The organism is Undibacterium sp. GW821-FHT11H02 (assembly GCF_058808015.1).
The window spans coordinates 83,484-103,265 of the sequence record NZ_JBXARG010000008.1; the positions used below are offsets into that span (position 1 = coordinate 83,484).

The 19,782-nt window shown below is 46.6% G+C and carries 15 protein-coding genes and 1 pseudogene; 8 read left to right on the forward strand and 8 right to left on the reverse strand.

Translation table 11 applies throughout. The features are described from left to right. Positions 1 to 338 precede the first annotated feature (338 nt). From AC1RR2_RS10240 to AC1RR2_RS10255, 4 genes are read left to right on the forward strand one after another with little or no spacing between them, the layout of a single operon-like run. Complete coding sequence (locus AC1RR2_RS10240; RefSeq protein ID WP_493222158.1) at positions 339 to 1,982, forward strand: HD domain-containing phosphohydrolase; 1,644 nt, start codon at positions 339 to 341, stop codon at positions 1,980 to 1,982. 15 nt (positions 1,983 to 1,997) lie between these two features. Next, entirely contained in the window at positions 1,998 to 3,839 is a 1,842-nt protein-coding gene (locus AC1RR2_RS10245; RefSeq protein WP_493222159.1) for a CHASE2 domain-containing protein, read from the forward strand. Beyond that, entirely contained in the window at positions 3,836 to 4,348 is a 513-nt protein-coding gene (locus tag AC1RR2_RS10250; protein ID WP_493222160.1) for an SH3 domain-containing protein, read from the forward strand. Before AC1RR2_RS10245 ends, AC1RR2_RS10250 begins: the two co-directional genes overlap by 4 nt. After that, positions 4,348 to 5,217, forward strand: a complete 870-nt coding sequence (locus AC1RR2_RS10255) for a M48 family metalloprotease (RefSeq protein ID WP_493222161.1) — start codon at positions 4,348 to 4,350, stop codon at positions 5,215 to 5,217. Before AC1RR2_RS10250 ends, AC1RR2_RS10255 begins: the two co-directional genes overlap by 1 nt. A gap of 64 nt (positions 5,218 to 5,281) precedes the next feature. Here AC1RR2_RS10255 and AC1RR2_RS10260 read toward each other — a convergent pair whose 3' ends face one another. The 4 genes from AC1RR2_RS10260 to AC1RR2_RS10275 form a co-directional block, all read right to left on the reverse strand. Continuing rightward, positions 5,282 to 6,460, reverse strand: a complete 1,179-nt coding sequence (locus tag AC1RR2_RS10260; RefSeq protein WP_493222162.1) for an acetyl-CoA C-acetyltransferase — start codon at positions 6,458 to 6,460, stop codon at positions 5,282 to 5,284. Between the two features lie 300 nt (positions 6,461 to 6,760). Continuing rightward, entirely contained in the window at positions 6,761 to 7,327 is a 567-nt protein-coding gene (locus AC1RR2_RS10265) for a phasin family protein (protein WP_422993345.1), read from the reverse strand. Between the two features lie 217 nt (positions 7,328 to 7,544). Beyond that, the gene (locus AC1RR2_RS10270) at positions 7,545 to 8,033 is read right to left on the reverse strand and encodes a methylated-DNA--[protein]-cysteine S-methyltransferase (RefSeq protein ID WP_493222163.1); all 489 of its coding nucleotides are present in this window, start codon (positions 8,031 to 8,033) and stop codon (positions 7,545 to 7,547) included. 22 nt (positions 8,034 to 8,055) lie between these two features. Beyond that, complete coding sequence (locus AC1RR2_RS10275; RefSeq protein ID WP_493222164.1) at positions 8,056 to 9,528, reverse strand: AlkA N-terminal domain-containing protein; 1,473 nt, start codon at positions 9,526 to 9,528, stop codon at positions 8,056 to 8,058. Between the two features lie 214 nt (positions 9,529 to 9,742). On the opposite strand from AC1RR2_RS10275, the gene AC1RR2_RS10280 reads away from it, so the two are divergent. Then, a complete protein-coding gene (locus AC1RR2_RS10280; protein WP_493222165.1) occupies positions 9,743 to 12,631 on the forward strand; it encodes an ATP-binding protein in 2,889 nt (962 codons plus the stop codon). Between the two features lie 111 nt (positions 12,632 to 12,742). Here AC1RR2_RS10280 and AC1RR2_RS10285 read toward each other — a convergent pair whose 3' ends face one another. From AC1RR2_RS10285 to AC1RR2_RS10295, 3 genes are all read right to left on the reverse strand, one after another. Further along, entirely contained in the window at positions 12,743 to 14,347 is a 1,605-nt protein-coding gene (locus AC1RR2_RS10285; protein WP_493222166.1) for an ammonium transporter, read from the reverse strand. 64 nt (positions 14,348 to 14,411) lie between these two features. Further along, positions 14,412 to 14,750: a P-II family nitrogen regulator gene (locus AC1RR2_RS10290; protein WP_314862757.1), complete on the reverse strand. Its 339-nt coding sequence runs from the start codon at positions 14,748 to 14,750 to the stop codon at positions 14,412 to 14,414. A gap of 82 nt (positions 14,751 to 14,832) precedes the next feature. Further along, complete coding sequence (locus AC1RR2_RS10295; protein WP_493222167.1) at positions 14,833 to 15,591, reverse strand: TorF family putative porin; 759 nt, start codon at positions 15,589 to 15,591, stop codon at positions 14,833 to 14,835. A gap of 496 nt (positions 15,592 to 16,087) precedes the next feature. Between AC1RR2_RS10295 and AC1RR2_RS10300 the strand changes: the two genes are divergently transcribed. The 3 genes and pseudogenes from AC1RR2_RS10300 (at position 16,088) to AC1RR2_RS10310 (ending at position 18,488) form a co-directional block, all read left to right on the forward strand. After that, positions 16,088 to 16,330, forward strand: coding sequence for an accessory factor UbiK family protein (locus AC1RR2_RS10300; RefSeq protein WP_493222168.1), 243 nt, complete (start codon positions 16,088 to 16,090; stop codon positions 16,328 to 16,330). A gap of 22 nt (positions 16,331 to 16,352) precedes the next feature. Further along, a pseudogene (locus AC1RR2_RS10305) lies at positions 16,353 to 16,586 on the forward strand (magnesium chelatase domain-containing protein); the annotation flags it as partial. Between the two features lie 93 nt (positions 16,587 to 16,679). Further along, positions 16,680 to 18,488 (forward strand): hypothetical protein, encoded by a 1,809-nt coding sequence (locus AC1RR2_RS10310; RefSeq protein WP_493222169.1) that lies wholly within the window; start codon positions 16,680 to 16,682, stop codon positions 18,486 to 18,488. Positions 18,489 to 18,507: 19 nt separating this feature from the next. Here AC1RR2_RS10310 and AC1RR2_RS10315 read toward each other — a convergent pair whose 3' ends face one another. Further along, the gene (locus AC1RR2_RS10315) at positions 18,508 to 19,782 is read right to left on the reverse strand and encodes an MFS transporter (protein WP_493222170.1); all 1,275 of its coding nucleotides are present in this window, start codon (positions 19,780 to 19,782) and stop codon (positions 18,508 to 18,510) included.

Below are 19,782 nucleotides of genomic sequence, written 5' to 3' on the forward strand. Positions count from 1 at the left end.
TTATTATGTAAGACCATAGCAAACCATAGTTAAAATTTTAAGTGCAACAGCGCTGCCAGAAAGTATGAATCAGGCCCTCATATTTGCAAACTTCCTGTCTATACAATTTTATCCAGCTAAAACAGCTCGAAGCTCTGTTGTTTTGCCTGTGTTAAGCGAAGAAATTCAAGCTTGGAAACTGGAAATACTAGGCGTACAGTAAGGGAAAGCAGTAGACTTAAGCATTACATAAAAATTTCTCTATCGTTTTGTCAATTCTTAAAACGCCAGCGGCCACTCCACAGCACAGCTGCTATTTCTTCCCTGATTTCCTTTTTTTCTTAGAATGATGTAAGTCCATGTCAGAACTGAATCACGAACAAATTGCCGAACGCCTGCAACATTTGACCGAGCTCAGTGTCGCGTTAAATGGCATTAAAGATGTGAATCATCTATTGGAGCGCATCTTAGCGACGGCAAAAACCATGACGCATGCCGATGGCGGTACGCTGTATCGTGTTAGCGCGGACAAGAATAGCCTGGAATTTGATATGGCGATGAATGACACCTTGAATCTGCACTTTGGTGGCTCGCACGAAAAATCGTCTAAGATGAAATCGATCCCTCTATTCGATCAAGAAGGGCATCAAAATCTCAGTGCGGTAGTCGCCTATGCGGCAAATCTCAAACAATCGGTACGCATCGCCAGTGTGTATGAGGCGGATTTATTCAATTTTTCAGAAATGCGGCGCTTTGATGAATTGAATAATTATCACTGTAAGTCTTTACTAACCGTACCTATGCTCAATCATGAGTCCGAGCTGATAGGCGTGCTGCAATTGATCAATGCCATCGATCCTGTCAGCAAGGAAATTTGCAGTTTCACCGAAACCGACCAAAGATTTATCGAAGCACTGGCCTCTCAGGCCGCGATTGCTCTGAGCAATCAGGAATTAATTTTTCAATTGGAAAACCTGTTTGAATCTTTGGTCAACCTGATCAATATCGGGATCGACGAAAAATCACCGAACACGGGGCGTCACTGCCAGCATGTACCGGAATTAACGATGATGCTCGCAGAAGCTGCGCACCGACACGATGAAGGGGCGCTTAAAGAATTCAAAATGACCGATCGTGACCGGCGCGAATTGTGGATGGCAGGGCTGTTACATGATTGCGGCAAGATCACAACGCCGGTACACGTTATCGAGAAATCGACAAAATTAGAAACCATTTTTGATCGTATACATCTGATCGACGCGCGGTTTGAAATCCTAAAACGGGATGTAGAGATTCAGCATTTAAAACAAATGCAAACACTCTCGGCCCATTCCGAACAACGCCAGGCGGCGGAACTAGCATTGAAGAATGCGTTAGCACAACTAGATCAGGAAAGAGCCTTCTTACGCCATGCCAATATCGGTGGCGAACGTATGAGCGATGAGGACATACAACGCGTGCAGCAAATTGCACAACGTCGCTGGATCGATAGTCACGGCCTACAACAACATTTACTCAATACCGAAGAAACCGAAAACCTGACAATCAAAGGTGGCACCTTAACTGCAGATGAGCGCAAGATTATCAACAACCATATCGCGGTCACGATACGCATGCTGGAAGCCTTACCTTGGCCTAAACATCTAAAGAATGTCCCTGAATACGCGGGCGGCCATCATGAACGCATGGATGGCAAAGGCTATCCACGTGGCTTGCACGGATCACAAATGTCAGTGCAAGCACGCATGATGGCGATTGCGGATATTTTTGAAGCGCTCTCTGCCAGAGATCGGCCTTACAAGACCGGAAAAAGCTTAACGGAATCACTCGATATTCTCGGTAAATTTAGCTTGAACGGGCACATTGACCCTGAGTTATTTCATGTCTTTGTCAAAGAAAAAGTGTACCTGGAATACGCTGAAAAATTTATGGATAGTGCGCAAATCGATGTCGTCGATGAAAGTAAAATCCCCGGCTATCAGGCACCATCCGCGGCTCAATAATTCGCCATCTTCGTGATGAAATCTTCACTGCGCTTTATTCATGTCTTTACGCTACTAGTCGCGCTTCTGGCAGCTTTTGAAGTGCTATGGCCACGTTACTTACTCAACCTCGACGGCAAGTTTTCCGACTGGTTGGTAAAACACCACGCCGAGAAATTGACTGCGGATCCCAGCATCGTCATTCTTAATATCGATGATCGCAGTCTGACTCAAATGGAAGCTAATGTAGGCAGATGGCCTTGGCCTCGTTCGGTCTATGCAGAAGTGGTGGAAGCCATAGCGCGGCAACAGCCAAAAGCCATCGTATTTGATGTCACGTTTAACGAGCGTGATTTGGACAGACCCGATAGTGACCAACAGCTCAACCAGGCGATAAAAGACAACGCTACTGTTTTTTTTCCATTTATCCGCAGTGAATTGGATCGAGCGGCCTATGTTGGAAAACTCAGCGATTTGCAAACTCGCTTGGGTCTTATCAAGACATCACGCGCGGATGAATTTGCCCATGGCGCTTTTTTATTGCCCATGGTGATAGACCCCAACCATTGGCGCATCGGAAGCGTCAATTTCTCAGAGGATGCCGATGGTGTGGGACGACGCTACGAACTGTATACCGATATGTCTGGTTGGTTAGTGCCCTCTTTGCCAGCCCGTGTCGCCCAAGACTTGGGTTACGCGGTGCCACAAAAAGCCGATTTAGTGCTCACTTGGCATGGTGACCGCAACCCTTATCAACGCATTTCGTTTGCCGACCTTTATGCCGACATTGATCGTGAAAAGCCCCAGCGTTCCCCCCAAGAGTTCAAAGACAAAATCGTCATCATCGGTGCCAACGCCTCGTCTTTACATGATCTGCGGGTGACGCCGATTGATAACCAATATTGGGGCTCGAATATTCTTGCCACTGCTATCGACAATCTGAAAAATCAACAGTTCATCTACACGCCGCCTGCATGGACTATGCTATTGGCGACATTAACAGCCATCGCTCTCATTTATGTTTGCTTCTTGCGAAGAGTGAATGCACTTTTTCCTGCACTGGGTCTGGCCTTAATTACGCCCACTGCCATTGGCGTTGCCTACTGGGCCCTTTCACAGGGTGTCTTGCTGCATGTTCTCATTCCTCTGATTTTTGCCTGGATCTATTACTTCTCGCTAGCACTGCGTGAATATTGGATAGTGCATCGATCTTATCAAGCCACGATCAAAGAGTTTGGACGTTACGTCAACCCCCATGTGGTCAAAGAATGGGTCGCTCGCGAAGGCTCTGAGCATGTCGGTGAGAAAGCCGAAAGCCGCGAGATTACGGTTTTATTTTCGGATATTCGTGGCTTCACTTCACTGTCTGAAAATCGCACTCCCGAACAAATCGTCGATCTGCTGAACCGCTATTTCACGCTTCAAGTCGAAGTGATTTTTCGCTATAACGGCACGATAGATAAATTTATTGGCGACTGCATTATGGCTTTTTGGGGCGCGCCGCTTGATAGTCAACAACACGCACTCGATGCGGTCAGGGCTGCAGTCGAAATGTCTGAAGTGCTGGAAAAATTCAAATTAGAGTTGGGTGACTTGTCAGCCGATTTTGACGTCGGGATAGGCCTGCATTCTGGCCTCGCTGTGGTTGGCTCCATAGGCTCATCCGAACGAAAAGAATTCACCGCGATCGGTGACACTGTCAACCTCGCCAGTCGCATAGAGGGCTTGACCAAAGGTGTATCGCGCATTCTGGTATCGAAGGAAACCATGTTGCAATGCGGCGACGCGCTTGACTTTGCAGCCTTTGGCTCCTATAAGGTAAAAGGTAGGGAACAGGAAGTTGAGTTATTTGCCCCCATTTCGAGGAAGACAATATGAAACGCTATACGGCTCCCATATTACTTGTCGGTACATTCATGTGCTCACAAGGACTATGCCAAACACAAAACCAAGCCATCGTTATCCGTGGTACAGAATTAAAAGCGAAACCATTTAGCGATGCAGAAACGCTCAAGTCCCTCAAAGAAAATCAGAAACTCGAGGTGGTCTCGCGCAAAGCGAGCTGGACTGAAGTAAAGGCTCAAGACACTTTGGGTTGGGTGAAAATGTTAAGCCTGCGCTTTGAAGGAAAAGAAGGCGGCAGCAATCTGGGTGGCTTTCTGCAATCAGGACTGGATTTGAGACGCGGAACAGATACAGGTAGCACCACAACTACCGCCGTCAAAGGACTGGACAAAGAGAGTTTTAAAAATTTATCTCCAAACACCGACCGACTCCAAAAGATGCAGGGCTTTATTGCCAACAAGCCTGACGCGAAGAGTTTTGCCGCACAACAAAACCTGAGTGAGCAAGAACAAGCTTACTTGAAAGCAGAAGGAGATAAATAATGGCCAAATATTTCCTTACAACGACCGTACTTGGACTCGGTCTTATGTTGGCTCCTGCAACTGCAACGCCATCGCCCCAATTCAATCTGACTAAGCTGTTTAAGACCGCCACCGACGCTACCAAAGCAGCCAAGGAATTTTCGGAACCTGATGAGATAGCCTTGGGTCAGGAAGTCACAGCAAATTTACTAAGTTTGGCACCGCTACTCGACAATCAAGAAGTTCAAGACTACGTAAATCGCGTTGGTCGTTGGGTCACTATGCACAGCGAACGTCCCGACTTACCTTGGACTTTTGTGGTACTCGACATGTTGGATGTTAACGCCTTTGCCGCCCCGGGCGGTTATATCGTGATTACAAAGGGTTTGCTCCTGAAATTAAACAGTGAGGCAGAACTTGCTGGCGTACTCGGGCATGAAGCGTCTCATGTCGTCCGCAAACACCATCTGAGTGCGATAAAGAAGGCCGATACTATCGCTTTTGCGAAAGGCCTGGGGGACAATATTTTGGATGCCACCGGGAAGGCAAGCGGCAAAAACAAGGCGGTGCTGGAACTTGTAAGCGCTAGCATGGCGCTGTACGGAGTTGGCTTAGATAAGGACTCGGAGTTCGAGGCGGATCGCATGGGTGTGGTGCTGGCCACCAGAGCAGGCTACGATCCTTTCGGATTGCCTGCCGTCTTACAAACCATACAAGGCAACAAGGGGGGCGAACTCAGCTTTCTACTCTCTACCCATCCGCCAGCGGGAGATCGTTTGAACAGCCTTGATCGCGCCATGGGCACAAGCTTTGACCGCTATGACACCCAACCCGCAGTCGAACAACGCTTTGCGAAAATTAAAGATCTTATTTCGGCAAAGAAAAAATAGATAAAAAAAACCGTGGATCAAATTTGATCCACGGCCGCTTGTTTCTCAGCACTTAATATGAAATTTAAGCGCGTTCTATTGCCAACGCCACGCCCATACCACCACCGATACACAAACTTGCCAGGCCTTTCTTAGCATCGCGACGTATCATTTCATGGATCAAACTCACCAAAATACGGCAACCTGAAGCACCGATAGGGTGACCGATGGCGATGGCACCGCCGTTGACGTTAATCTTGCTGGTATCCCAACCCATTTCACGATTGACACCGATAGCTTGTGCCGCGAAAGCTTCATTGATCTCCATCAGATCGACTTCTTCGTGTGTCCAACCCGCTTTTTTCAAGCACAACTGAGCGGCGGGTACGGGCCCCAAACCCATGACGGTTGGATCGATACCAGCGGAGGAATAAGCCTTGATCTTGGCTAACACTGGCAGACCTAATTCGGCCGCTTTTTTCGCTGACATCATGATCACTGCCGCTGCACCATCGTTTAAACCGGAAGCATTCCCTGCAGTCACGGTACCGGCTTTATCAAAAGCAGGGCGCAAAGAGGCGAGTGACTCTAAAGTACAACCGTGCTTGATGAATTCATCAGTTTCAAACACTGTTGTACCTTTTTTACTGACGATGTCGTAAGGAATAATTTCATCGACAAACTTGCCCGCTTTTTGTGCAGCCTCGGCTTTATTTTGCGACGCTAATGCGAACTCATCTTGTTCTTCGCGTGTGATGCCATGTTTCTTTGCGACGTTCTCTGCCGTAATGCCCATATGGTATTGGTTGTACACATCCCACAAGCCATCGACAATCATAGTGTCGACGAGTTTTGCATCACCCATGCGGAAGCCGTCACGTGATCCAGACAACACATGCGGGGAGGCGCTCATGTTTTCCTGACCGCCAGCGATCATAATTTCAGCGTCACCCGCCATGATTGCTTGCGCTGCCAAATGTGTCGCTTTCAGACCGCTGCCACATACTTTATTGATGGTCATCGCTGGTACTGTGTTTGGCAAACCAGCACGAATAACGGCTTGTCGCGCTGCATTCTGACCTACGCCCGCGGTTAATACTTGTCCCAAAATGACTTCACTAACTGCTGCGCCACTCAAACCTGTTTTTGCCATCAAGGCTTTAATCACATGTGCACCCAACTCAGATGCCGCTACTTTTGCCAATGAACCACCAAATTTACCAACCGCGGTGCGTCCAGCGGCGACGATTACGACTTCTTGCATGTGAAACTCCCTAAATAGTTTGAATCAAGGTTGCGATGAGTTCATAAGATTACACCAGTCTGTAAGGCTTGGCGCGGAATTGCCATAGAAAATATTGCGCCGCATCAGAATTGCTGAATTTTTACGCAATCGATTTATTTTTCATGAAAATTTGGGCGAAAAAAAAGCTTCCTTTTCAGAAAGCTTTTTTTACTTCGAAGACGCTACTATTGTTCAAACAAGCTTAGCTGCACTTGTGGACGAAATTTGCGACTTCTTAGTCGTTTAGCCTTTGACGTTGCCAGAGGCTGATCGGCTAAATTACTTCTTTTTTGCTGTTGTTGTTGCTTTTTCAGCAGCTTGTGTGAATTGCTTAGTGGCATTTGCCAAGTTGTCTTCCAAAGTTGCAACAGCTTGCTTGGTTGTTTTAGACAATTGCTCGTAGCCTGCATTGATGTTACCAACGACAGATTTCAATGCTGTTACCGCTTGCTCGGAACCTGCTGGTGCATTTTTTGTCACTTCGTCGATCAAAGAAACCACTTTTGCGTTAGTTTCAGCGATATGAGATTCCACTGCTTTAGTGAATTCTTGTTGTGTTGCAGAAGTGATTGTTGCCAAGTGACGACCGTATGCCAATGCTTTTTCTGCATTTGGTTTAGCTTGAGCGGATGCCAAAGCGATCAATTCTTGTGCATCTTTTGCGTTCAACAATTGTTGAGTTGCTGCTGTACCTTCTTCGAAAGTCGCTTTAGCAGCGTTCACGTTCAAAGATACGAACTGTTCCAAACCTTCAAATGCTTTTTGGTTCAATGCTGTGATGGCAGCGAATTGCGCTTCCAAGTTAGTCTTAGTAGCAGCGATAAATTGTTCTGGTGTTGTGTACATGGAATTCTCCGGTAAGTTGACGATTCAGATTGACGATTCGGTTTGAATCAAAATGGCAGTGAGTCCCAAAAAATCTTTAAACATGGTGCACCGCAACAATTCGCATTCTACTGACTATTTTTTAAGCGTCAAGCTTTTTTTGTGCATTGCATCAAAAAAGTTCTAAAGCTCACTTTTTTGTTTGCTTTACGTCAATTTTTCCTTGTATTTCAAGCATTTAACTTAAAGCTCTGCTAAGTTCCAGATCGAGCAGGTAACGCTTATTTTCCAGTCCACCAGCGTAACCTTGTAAATCGCCATTGGCGGCGATCACTCTATGGCAAGGCACAATGATAGACAATGGGTTACGTCCGTTTGCTGCACCCAGAGCACGAATCGCTTTAGGGCGCCCGATTTTTTGTGCGAGCGCAGAATAGCTGCAGGTTTCGCCATAAGGTATCGTTTGCAGCGCGCGCCAGACTTCTTTTTGAAAATCCGTTCCCTGACTACAGTCCAGGGCTAAATCAAAGTCCGAACGCTGTCCTGCAAAATATTCCTGCAATTGCTCAGTAGTCCGCTGCAGCAGCGCATCTTGCGGCGCATGCTGGACCCTTGCATCCCAATGCATGTGCTTATGTTCAGGAAAATAGACACCCGCTAAACCTTGCGGCGTTCTTAACAGGCGTAAATCACCTAAAGGAGAAGAAAAAATCAAATACTTATTCATAATGGATTCGAACCCTTAGCAATTAGGCTTTTACAGCCAGTGACTCCCATAACAACAAAGCGGCATAACTACGCCACGGCGACCAGGCCTGCGAGCGCTGTTCTAAAGCGCGGGCGCTGCAGCGCGTTTGGTGTAATTCTGTCGCCGCCTTTTGCAAACCCAAATCACCGGACGGAAAGGCATTCGGAAAGCGCAATGCCCGCATCGCGATGTATTGCGCCGTCCAGTCGCCGATACCGGGCAAAGCGACCAGGCGTTTTATCACTTGTTCCAGGCTGGTTCCTGGTATGAGCTCTAGACCTCCTGCTGCGCTAAAGACGGCAAAGCTGTGTATCGTGGCAGCGCGTGTTTTCGGTATGCCAATACTGGCGATTTCTTCTATGCTCAGCGCGGCCAATCGTTCAGGTGAAGGAAAATGATGGCTGACTTGTGGCCAGGGTGTTTGCACAGCATCGCCAAATCTTTGTACCAATCGACCCGCTACCGTCGTCGCCCCAGCGACACTCACTTGTTGGCCTAAAATCGCCCGTATCGCCAATTCAAAAGGCGCAAAACTTCCGGGCACGCGTAAGCCTGGCGTGCGTTGCAGTTGCGCTGCCAACAGGGGGTCTGCTTGCAAATGATTTGCGATCAGAACGGGATTTGCTTCCACATCAAACTGCTGACGAATTCTTGCCAACAAAGGCATAAGCACCGAACTTAAACTCGGTGCGATATGCAGTACTAGTTGTTGCTTGTCGGGGTCATGATGAATGCTTAACCAACCGCTTTTTCCTTCCAGTTGTATGCTGCGTTGATAACAGCCTTGCACACCATCCACATATTCGAGGCCAGACATGGCGCGTCCCTGTAAATAATTTAACAAGGCATCCCATGCATACGGCGGACGATATGCCAAGCGCAATGCAATGCCTGACTCCGCAGGTGAATGTGAACGTCGGATCGAAGCGGGCGTTAATTTATAGCGGGCTTCAAACAAAGCATTAAACCGACGTACGCTACCAAAACCTGCTGCAAAAGCCAGCTCTGTCATGTTCAGGCTTGTTTCTTGCAATAATTTTTTGGCGAACAACAAACGCTGTGTTTGCGCCAACTCAATTGGACTAACACCGAACTCTTGTAACATCACCCGACGTAACTGGCGCGAGGACAAGCCTACTGCCTTGGCAAGCTGTTCAACGCCCTGTTCATTCATCGCTCCTGCCGCTATTTTTTGCCATATCGCATGCGCCAAATTTTGTTGCAAGTCATACGGCGCTAACTCTGGGCGGCACCGCAAACAGGGGCGAAAACCTGCCGCTTCTGCCGCCGCTTGTGAACTAAAAAAGACACAAGAACTAGGCCTAGGTGTTTTAACCCGGCAAATTGGGCGACAATAAATTCCTGTGGTCGTAATACCTGCAAAAAACACGCCGTCAAAACGCGCATCTTTGGCAGCTAGCGCACGGTAGTAATCGTGCGACTGATCGGTAACGGGGCGGGAAATTGTTGTCATGTCACAAAACTTGCAATAAATATTTACAAAAAAACTTGAGGCAAACTGCGAAATCAATCTCCTCTCTGATTTAACTCTGACTAGCGATAAACGGAAGAGAAAATAGCGCGTCAGCGAAAAACACTAATTGACGTTATACGTGAATCGACAGAAAGCTTCTAGCCATATTCGGACAGGTATTTTCGAATCAGTAAACACTAGGTCGACATTAGCAATGAATGAAATTCTCCAGCGCATTGAAACCTGTGCGCGCCGGCATCCACATCTCGCACTTGCGCTTTTTCGCAAATTGGAAAACTGCGCCTACCAAGAAGAACAGTTATCACTAGGTTTAGATGCCTTGGGTCTGCGTTTCTTCATCAATGAACGTTTGGGTAATGGCAAGACCATGGAAGATGAATTATGCCTGGGCTTGCAAAAAGCGGAACAAGCCGGCCTGCCTTATCAAGCCGGAAGATTGATGCAGTGTCTCGCCAGAATCCGGTACACCTCAGGTATTTACAATGAAGCGGTGCATTACTGGACGCGATGCATAGATTTATCTCAGGTGACCCACGATACCGAAGTTCTGATCGAAGCACGTATAGGATTAGGGCAAATTTATGACGCCCTAGGTGATTGGGAAACAGGCGCCAGGTTTCATCAAGATGCCGGTAAATTATTAGAAAAATTCGACCGCCCCTATTTGAAAAGCAAACAAGCGATTAATCTCGGGGTCAACCATATGCATTTAGGACAATTGGATGTCGCCAATCGCTTATTCAAGGAAGCCATAGTTCAGGCACGGCGTGGCGAAATCCCGGGGTATGTGGCGGAAGCACATTGGTACCTAGGACTATTGGCCAAGCAACAAGGCCAATTGGCGCAAGCTGAGGAAGAAATTCGATTCGCCATTCAGCTGGCCGAAAGCCACGAGTATCCATGGCTGCTTAGTGCAGCAGCACATAGTCTGGCTGAAATATTCGATGACCGCGGTGAGACTGAAGCTGCGATAGAAATTTATCTGCGTGCACTTGCGCATGCAGAACAAATAGCATCGAGAGAACAACGCGCTCACTGTAGCAATGCCTTGTCGCTACTGTATGAAAAAATAGACCGTCCTGCCCTTGCGCTGACTTACGCCAGAAGCCACCATCAACTACTTAAGGAAATCGCAGAGGGTAGTGTGATCGACAAATTTCGCGGATTGCACGAATACGATTTGTCTCGAAAGCCCCCCGTAGAACTCTTGTTGGATCTTTCATCTGATAGTCAATTAGAGGAAAAAAACTTAGCCGATGCCTTACATCTCATATGCAATGAAGCCTTAAGAATTTTGCAAATAGACAGTATTTGCCTATGGCTCAAAGCAAAGGATCAACAACAATTACGTTGCGAAATCATAGTCGGTGATTTGCCATTCAAATTTGAAATTGGAAGCATCCTCAAGCAGCAAGATTATGTGCGCTATCTACAAGTCATTCATGCAATTCAGGCGCCCATTTCCACTCACGACTTGCGCATCCATCCGGCAGCGAATGAACTAAACCGTTTGTATAGCGACTGCGATCTGCGTTCATTGTTAGAGATTTCGGTACGCCTGCACGGTCAACAAATTGGGGTAATTAGTTTTGGTAAGGCCAAGACTCAAAAAAACTGGACCAGAGAAGACGTCTTGTTCGGTAGCCATCTGGCCAATCTGGTGCAGCAAGTCATCAGTCATGATGAATATCGTCAGGAGCAAAATCGCCTGGAAAAACGGGTTGCTGAGCGCACTCGTGAATTACAGCAAAGAACCGAGTTATTGCGCACCGCACATCAAAACATTTTTATGTTGAGCGAAATTGGGCGGGAAATCACGTCACAACTCGATCGCGAAGGCATAGTACAAACTTTATACCAGCATGTGACTAAGTTAATGCCGGCTGAATTACTGTCAGTCGGCACTTACAAAGCGGAGCAGAACATGATTGATTTTCCGTGCAATATTTTGCACGGAAAAAATTTGCGCCCTTACCATCGTAGCCTGCTCGATCCCGATTTGCTTTCCGTATGGTGTATCAAACACCGCAAACCCATTTATATTAATGATGTACGTGAAGATTATGTGCATTACATAGGGGTAGAGGGTCTAGATAAATTAGTGATTGCTGATACTTTAAGCGAGTTAGATGAAGATTTTTATCCTTTATCGCTGATCTATGTACCGCTCATCATCAAGGGGCGACTGCTAGGCTTAATTTCTATGCAAAGCAGCCATGTTGATGCATTTGAGCGCATGCATGTCGACATGTTGACAACCTTAGCTGCCTACACCGCGGTCGCATTTGATAATGCTGACACCTACCAACAACTGTCTTCAGCACAGCAGTTATTAATGTCAAAGGAAAAGCTAGCTGCACTTGGTGCCTTGGTCGCCGGTATTGCACATGAAATCAATACGCCGTTAGGAAATTGTCTGCTCACCGCAACCACCTTGAAAGAAAACACCACGAAATTTATACGTCAACTTGAGGATGGTACTTTAAAGCGTTCAGGACTCAGTCAATTTACCAGTGCCTTAAGCGAAGCAAATGAAATGTTGACGCGCAATTTATTTAACGCCACGGAATTAGTGAGCAGCTTTAAACAGGTTTCTGTCGACCAGACCAGCCAACAAAGACGCGAGTTTAATTTACTCAAAACCAGCATGGAAATCATACGCACCATGCAGGCTCGTATTCAAAAACACGGTCACCAAATCGAGGTCGATATTCCTGCTGAAATACAAATTGATAGCTACCCTGGCCCCTATGGTCAGGTCATTAGCAATTTCATCAACAATGCCCTGATTCATGGATTTGAAGATCGCAATAAAGGCGAAATGTTGCTGCGTGCCGAACAGATCGACACTGAGCAAATCAGAATCTATTTCAGCGATAATGGCCGCGGTATTTCACCTGAACATTTGCGGCGCGTATTTGATCCTTTTTTCACCACCAAACTAGGGCATGGCGGTAGCGGCCTAGGTATGAATATCGTACACAATATCGTCACCGATCTCTTGGGTGGCAAGATAGTCGTCAGTAGCAAACTTGGCATGGGTACGACCATTATTTTGAACCTACCGGTCAAGGCGAAATAATATAAAAAAACGCCTCCCAAGTGACTGAGAGGCGTGAAAGTCCCACCAAGAAATCTTTACAATTATTTTTTATCATATGCCAGACGATATGATCGCCTGGCACTTATTCGATTAGGAATGATACGCAGATTCACCGTGACTAGTGATATCCAAACCTTCGCGCTCTTCATCTTCTGGTACTCGCAAGCCTATGACCAGATCCACCAATTTATAGGCGATCACAGAAACCACGGCTGACCACAGGATAGTCACACCAACAGCAGTCGCTTGTGTCGTAACCTGAGCCGCAATACTGTAAGCATCCGCTGACATCTTATTCGCGACATAGTCAAAAATCCCTTGACCACCCAGAGATGGCGAAGCAAAGACACCCGTCATCAAAGCGCCCAAAATACCACCAACACCATGCACGCCAAATACGTCCAGCGAGTCATCCGCACCGAGCAAACGTTTCAATCCGTTCACGCCCCACAAGCAAACGATGCCCGAGGCCAAACCAATCACCAGAGCCCCCATAGGGCCGACATAACCGCAAGCTGGTGTGATGGCAACCAAACCAGCGACAGCACCAGAGGCCGCGCCCAGCATAGAAGGTTTGCCCTTGGTCATCCATTCACCGAAAACCCAGGAAACCGTTGCCGCTGCAGTGGCTAACAGGGTATTGATAAACGCTAATGCCGCGATATCATTCGCTTCATACGCAGAACCTGCATTAAAGCCAAACCAGCCTACCCACAACAAAGACGCACCGATCATCGTCATCGTCAATGAATGAGGTGCCATCGCTTCTTTACCGTAACCGACACGCTTACCGATCATGAAGGCACCCACCAAGCCGGCGACCGCTGCGTTGATATGCACCACCGTACCACCGGCGAAATCGAGAGCACCCATTTGGAACAAGAAGCCCGCTTTTGCAGTTTCTGTCGCCAAAGTGGCCGCATCTTTGATCGCATCTGGACCGGTCCAGAACCACACCATGTGAGCGATAGGCAAGTAACTAAAAGTGAACCAGATCACGATGAAGGCCAACACGGCTTTGAATTTGGCACGTTCTGCAAAGGCACCAATAATCAAACCGCAAGTAATTGCCGCAAAGGTCGCCTGGAAAGCGGCGAATACAAACTCCGGAATCACAACACCCTTGCTGAAAGTAGCCGCCGTGGTGAAGCTAGCTTGTACCGGATCCCAAATACCTTGTAACAAGACACGGTCAAATTTACCAATAAAGCTTGACCCTTCGGTGAAGGCTAAGGAGTAGCCATAGACGCACCACAACACGATGATCACGGAAAAGATCATGAATACTTGTAACAACACGGACAGCATATTTTTTGCACGTACTAAGCCGCCATAAAATAGTGCTAAGCCAGGAATTGCCATCATGGTGACCAACAAAGTAGCGACCAACATCCATGCCGTATCACCTTTGTTTGGGGTTGGCGCGGCCACTGCTGCAAGGGCTGGAGCTGGAGCCGCGGTTGCGGCTGCCATTGTCGTCGTTGATGCCATTTCTGTACTTGCTGCCGGTGTACTGGCAACTTCCGCCGCCGTAACTACGGAAGCCGCAGCAGCGACGGTGGCTGTAGCGGATGATGTTGCACTGGCCACTGCACTAGCGGAAGCGGCCACTTGCTCTTCTGCGAACGCCAAACCGCTTTGCCCGATGGCGAACGCGAAGGCGCTCGCAGCGAGAATTTTAAATAGTTTATTCATAATAGGTCTCATTGGTTCTATATGGTCGAATAGGATCAAATTTGTGGCGACACAAGGAAGTCGCTTACAGCGCTTCGTTGCCCGTTTCACCGGTACGTATCCGTACCACTTGTTCCAATGAATAGACGAAAATCTTGCCATCACCAATTTTTCCGGTACGAGCAGCGTTTTCTATCGCCTCTAAAGCGCGTTCAACAATATTGTCTTCAACCGCCGCTTCAATTTTTGTTTTAGGCAAAAAATCAACGACATATTCCGCGCCACGATACAACTCGGTGTGGCCTTTTTGACGACCAAAGCCTTTAACTTCGGTCACCGTAATTCCTTGCACGCCAATTTCTGACAGCGCTTCGCGGACTTCATCCAATTTGAATGGTTTAATAATGGCAGTAATCAGTTTCATGATGGTCTCGATGATGTATTAAACAAAACACCTGTTGTTCGATAAGAGTGAATTCACTCGGTGTTAATGCAATGTGGGTGAATCAGAATGTCTTCACAGCGGACAGTACCAAGCTGGTTTTGCCGGTAAATTTGCCCGCAGGGGTGTAGTACAGCTTTTCGTCAGCGCTGGTACCGATGACGGCTAAACTGAAATTCACGCCGACCAATTCTTTGGTGACGCCCACTTTCCAATCGTTGTACGAGTAGGTAGTATTATTTTTTACGGTTTGACGACCATAATGCAGATTCAGGGTGTAGCCCTCGCTCATGTCGAGATTGGCGACCAGATCTAAATAGCCGCTGTTTTTACTGTTAACAAAACCGAATAAATTCGTTACAGAATGCGAGTACTTGACGTAAAAAGGGCCGCTGCCAATCTGACCGTAAATTTCTGTCGTGTTCGCATCGGCAAAACCCGCCACATTTTTTAAACCATTACTTGGGTAAACATAGGACAAAACGCCGACGTCGTAAGTCACATCCGGCGTAATTTCACCGCGTTTGCCTGCGTACAAATCCATTTCGACTTCGCCACTGCCACCCGCATCCTTAGTCCACTTAATCGTCGATAGCCAGGTACCGGCATAAAAACCGTGGGTGTTGTTGACATAGTCCGCACCACCTTGCAGCGCTGGTTTCAGGCGTGATTGGGAAATACCACGATAACGATAATCACTGACAGCACCCAGATTGAAACTCACATCGTGTTCAGGTTTCGCTTCTTGGGCAACAGCGCCTTGACTGACGAAACTACCTGCAATAAGACTAGTGACTACGGCGCACATTAAAATCGTTTTCATGATGTTTCCCCATTGGTAGATTTTGATTTAGACTGCTTTACTGGAACTGAAACTTGCCGGCGTTGTTTTCGTTCATAGATGAAATCAACGTTTTTACTCAGGTGTACTAGCAGAACTCGTGCCAGCTTTATTGCGAAGCAGGCGAGAAGGTACTTTTATGTGGCAAAGTTGAAGAGTGGTATGGTAAGCAAGCGAGTAGCGCGCTATGAAACAACAACTAACTGCAAGAAACTTTTTGCGAAATGACAAGCAAGGAGAATCGAACTAGACAAGCGCTTAATTTGCAAAAAAATACACAAATAATTTTCATTTATGTTAATTTTCTACTTATCGCATTACATGGCACACTAAAATGACGCACTAAAATGGCGCATTCTTTATAGGTGAGAACTTTATAATGCACCGCAAGAGCGCTTTTATGCCAGATAAGACAGACAAATTCGCACAATTCGGCAACAAAAATGTCTTCGACCTTTTTTTAAATCAGAGAAAAACTATGGAACCCAATCAATTTTTTAACGATATGCAAAGCAAAGTACAACAGGTACTGGACAGCTCACCCGCCAAAGACATAGAAAAAAATGTTAAGGCTATGATGAGTCAAGGCTTTGCAAAGCTCGATTTGGTCACTCGCGAAGAGTTTGATATTCAGGCACAGGTATTGGCGAAAACCCGAGCCAAACTGGAGGCGCTAGAAGCGCGTATCGCGGAACTAGAAGCACAATCAAATAAACCGTAATTGTTCAATCTGGGCTGCTTACATGGCATTGGCCGTTTTAAAAAGTCGCGCCTTAAACGGCATGGAAGCACCCGAAGTCACGGTTGAAGTTCACCTGGCGAATGGCTTGCCCGCATTTGCTATCGTCGGTTTACCGGAAACCGAAGTCAAAGAATCCAAAGACCGGGTACGTGCCGCACTACAAAATGCCCGCTTTGATTTTCCTGCGCAGAAGATCACAGTCAATTTAGCACCCGCAGATTTACCCAAGGTGTCAAAAACATTGTTATCTGCGAATAACCATCGGTATTTGCGAATAAACAGAGATATGTGAGAATTAATTTTGACTCCACTGATACGACGAACTTATTTGGACTTCGACGGACTGTGCCAACTTACTTGGGTGGGCAGGCTAATCAGCGTTCCAGGGCCAAAGGAAAATATCGTTGTTCGAGCATATTTCACAAAAATTTTAGTTCCGTCAAACGGGGAAACTGACGCGAAGCGAGTCGGAGAGGCATTCTGGAAAGACATTCCAATTGGGGACATACTTGACATACCTATTGGAACTCTTTTTCATCGTGGAGTCCCGGTCAATCAGACCAAAGTCCATTCAAAATCTATTCATGATAGCCTTATTAGTCTGGACTTCGGAGATGAAAACGTAAGAATTATTGATCGTTGGATGCACATTGGTGGCGACGAGACTTCGCTAGCCTCGGATAAACTTTTATTGCCCCGTGCACCTAGTTCGTTACCACAAGACTCCAATTACAGAGGATGTCTTCTGTATGTTGGAGAAGGTGACAATCCTTTTGCCTACGCAATACCTTGCTATGAAGTCTTTAGATTTTTTTATGCTGTTTCAAGCCGAATGGCGAGTGTATTTCTCGATTCTCGATTTCTAGATTGGAATCGGTACATATGGAACGCAGAAAGGTCATCTATTGACTTTGAAAGAAAGGAAGCCCTTCTTTGGCTCAGGCAATGGATGCTAGATCAAGACGCGTGGTTTATAGCGTCATTGGCTTTTGATCCAATTTCGGTTGAACGTGGAATGAACATCTTTCGCTCAATAGCGGTGGATCAAAATCGGATCTTACGTGCTGTCCCGCCTATGCATGATCGATCAATTTTAAAAGCGAAATGGATTCCAATTAAGAATGGCTTGGGTTCAATAACGAAGGTAATTACTGAGATATTGTCGACCGACTGGCATCCACCATTTAATAAACTGCAATATGATCGAGATAATGATGGCCGGCGTACGGACAAGGAAGATGAAAGTGAAAAGGAACCAATTTTTCGCCCTCCGACCAACAATGGCAGACCAACGAATGTTGACTCTCCAGATGACGTTATCGATTTGATCGACTCACCTTCAAATTCAGCGTTGCCATCACAGATTATTTCTATAGAAGAGATAAATGATAGGTTTGAATGGCTAATAGCAGCGGAAGTAGATAAGCTTCCTCAATTGGAAACACATTTTGAAGGCGATAAATACATCAAGCTACTTAATGATCGATGGACAACATTATTATCTACAATGGAAGGAACAAGTTCTGCTGCCGCAGTTCAGTCCGTCGTTCTGACATCAGAAGATTTACAACTTTTGACCTCCTTGGAGTTTGAAGATGACGAAATCGACGAAGACGATGATTTACTGCATTCACCCAGCAATGATTTGCTCACAATCGCGCAAGGGCTTGTGAATATTCGAGAAAAGACCGATGCCAGCGTGGAGTTTCTCCATTTATGGGGAAAACCTATTCCAATCGAGACATTTGAGTTATTTCGATTACCAAGAAAAATTAGCAGCGAGTCTTATAATTGGCTACATAAGACTAAATCTAAAAAATCACGTTTAGCCCTTGCCGCCAAAATCACTCTGCCAAATAATAGCCCACAAGGGGCTGACACTCGCTATATTTTAGATTTTGAACCGAATCCAAAAAACTCAAATATTGTTATTGTCTGGAGTGATTCAGGAAGAGAAATTACTACATTCGATTTGCTACGTTTGATTCGTGGATTTGCCCAAGCTCGTTCGGTAATGAAAAACCGAAGCGGCATAAATGATATAAAAATTGGCCACAGAAAACATACCATGGCGCCCGACGTACTCAAAAGTGGCTTATATTTTCTTGAACGCATTTTCTCGACAGTTGAAGATTGAGATGCCCCAATCTAATGCGTTATTGCTTTCGCAAAGATTCTCGCAACCGCACCGCTGCAATGACACCAGATAGGAACGTCAAAGCAGCGACAAACCACATTGCGCTTGCCACACCAAATACATCGGCTATCACGCCAGATAGCAATGCGCCAATGGCATATCCCATATCCCGCCACAGTCGATAAACGCCGACCGTGGAAGCGCGCCAAGCGGGATTGACCACGTCGCCAATGGCAGCCAATAAAGTTGGATAGACCATTGCTGTGCCAATGCCCAATAAAATAGCGGCGCACATAAACCACGCAAAACTGCTATAGATAATGATGAGCGCAATTGCTGCAGCCTGTACCCACATGCCCACAACAATTAACCACTTGCGTCCGATACGGTCAGATAAGGCACCTGTAAACAACTGGCAGATACCCCAAACGCCGGGATAAATCGCAGCCAGTGTTCCTATTTGCGTAAAGCTCATGCCAGCCGTGGCGAACACTAAGGGGAATAATCCCCAAGCCATGCCATCGTTAAGGTTGTTCACTAAGCCAGCCTGACTGATTGCCGATAGATTGGGATTAAGCCAAGTTGTTTGCCAAAAGATGTCTTTTTGCGAAGGCAGTATTTGTGATGTCTGGCTACTTAATGTCGCTTCTTGCGATGCATGACCTTTGGTTTCCTTCACCAATAGCACTGACAATAATAGACCTGCCACAACAAACACCACGCCCAAATAAAATGGCTGTGGTCGTAATCCGTAATTAGTGGCAATCCAACCTGTGGCCAGCGCAGCCAATCCCACTGCAAAGTAACCAGCAAATTCATTAATGCCCATCGCCGTACCGCGATTCCGAGATCCGGCCAGATCAATTTTCATGATCACCGTGGTTGACCAAGTGAGTCCCTGACTAATACCCAAAAATAGGTTTGCCAATAATATCCAATTCCATGATGGTGCCCACATCAATAAGAATGGTACAGGTATCGCGATCACCCAGCCAGCAATGAGAATCACCTTGCGTCCATAGACATCCGAAAAGCGTCCAGCAAAATAATTGGTTAAGGCTTTGGATACGCCGAAGACGACGATAAAAGCTAAAATCGCGCTACGTGCTGCCAAATGAAATTCTTGCTCTGCAATCGCTGGCAAGATACTACGTTCCATGCCGACCATTGCGCCAACAAAGGCATTGACTAGCACCAGCAAACTAAACTGTGCGAGATTGGCACGCAATCCTAGTTGTGGTGTTGAACTAACTGCGTTGGTCAGGGCGTTCCTTGAGCTTGCTTTATTTGGCAT

What these genes read in the sequence shown, in the direction of transcription:
- AC1RR2_RS10240 (WP_493222158.1), top strand. Translation starts at nt 339, where the DNA reads ATGTCAGAACTGAATCACGAACAAATTGCCGAACGCCTGCAACATTTG.
- AC1RR2_RS10245 (WP_493222159.1), top strand. Translation starts at nt 1,998, where the DNA reads ATGAAATCTTCACTGCGCTTTATTCATGTCTTTACGCTACTAGTCGCG.
- AC1RR2_RS10250 (WP_493222160.1), top strand. Translation starts at nt 3,836, where the DNA reads ATGAAACGCTATACGGCTCCCATATTACTTGTCGGTACATTCATGTGC.
- AC1RR2_RS10255 (WP_493222161.1), top strand. Translation starts at nt 4,348, where the DNA reads ATGGCCAAATATTTCCTTACAACGACCGTACTTGGACTCGGTCTTATG.
- AC1RR2_RS10260 (WP_493222162.1), bottom strand. Translation starts at nt 6,460, where the DNA reads ATGCAAGAAGTCGTAATCGTCGCCGCTGGACGCACCGCGGTTGGTAAA.
- AC1RR2_RS10265 (WP_422993345.1), bottom strand. Translation starts at nt 7,327, where the DNA reads ATGTACACAACACCAGAACAATTTATCGCTGCTACTAAGACTAACTTG.
- AC1RR2_RS10270 (WP_493222163.1), bottom strand. Translation starts at nt 8,033, where the DNA reads ATGAATAAGTATTTGATTTTTTCTTCTCCTTTAGGTGATTTACGCCTG.
- AC1RR2_RS10275 (WP_493222164.1), bottom strand. Translation starts at nt 9,528, where the DNA reads ATGACAACAATTTCCCGCCCCGTTACCGATCAGTCGCACGATTACTAC.
- AC1RR2_RS10280 (WP_493222165.1), top strand. Translation starts at nt 9,743, where the DNA reads ATGAATGAAATTCTCCAGCGCATTGAAACCTGTGCGCGCCGGCATCCA.
- AC1RR2_RS10285 (WP_493222166.1), bottom strand. Translation starts at nt 14,347, where the DNA reads ATGAATAAACTATTTAAAATTCTCGCTGCGAGCGCCTTCGCGTTCGCC.
- AC1RR2_RS10290 (WP_314862757.1), bottom strand. Translation starts at nt 14,750, where the DNA reads ATGAAACTGATTACTGCCATTATTAAACCATTCAAATTGGATGAAGTC.
- AC1RR2_RS10295 (WP_493222167.1), bottom strand. Translation starts at nt 15,591, where the DNA reads ATGAAAACGATTTTAATGTGCGCCGTAGTCACTAGTCTTATTGCAGGT.
- AC1RR2_RS10300 (WP_493222168.1), top strand. Translation starts at nt 16,088, where the DNA reads ATGGAACCCAATCAATTTTTTAACGATATGCAAAGCAAAGTACAACAG.
- AC1RR2_RS10315 (WP_493222170.1), bottom strand. Translation starts at nt 19,782, where the DNA reads ATGCCAAATAAAGCAAGCTCAAGGAACGCCCTGACCAACGCAGTTAGT.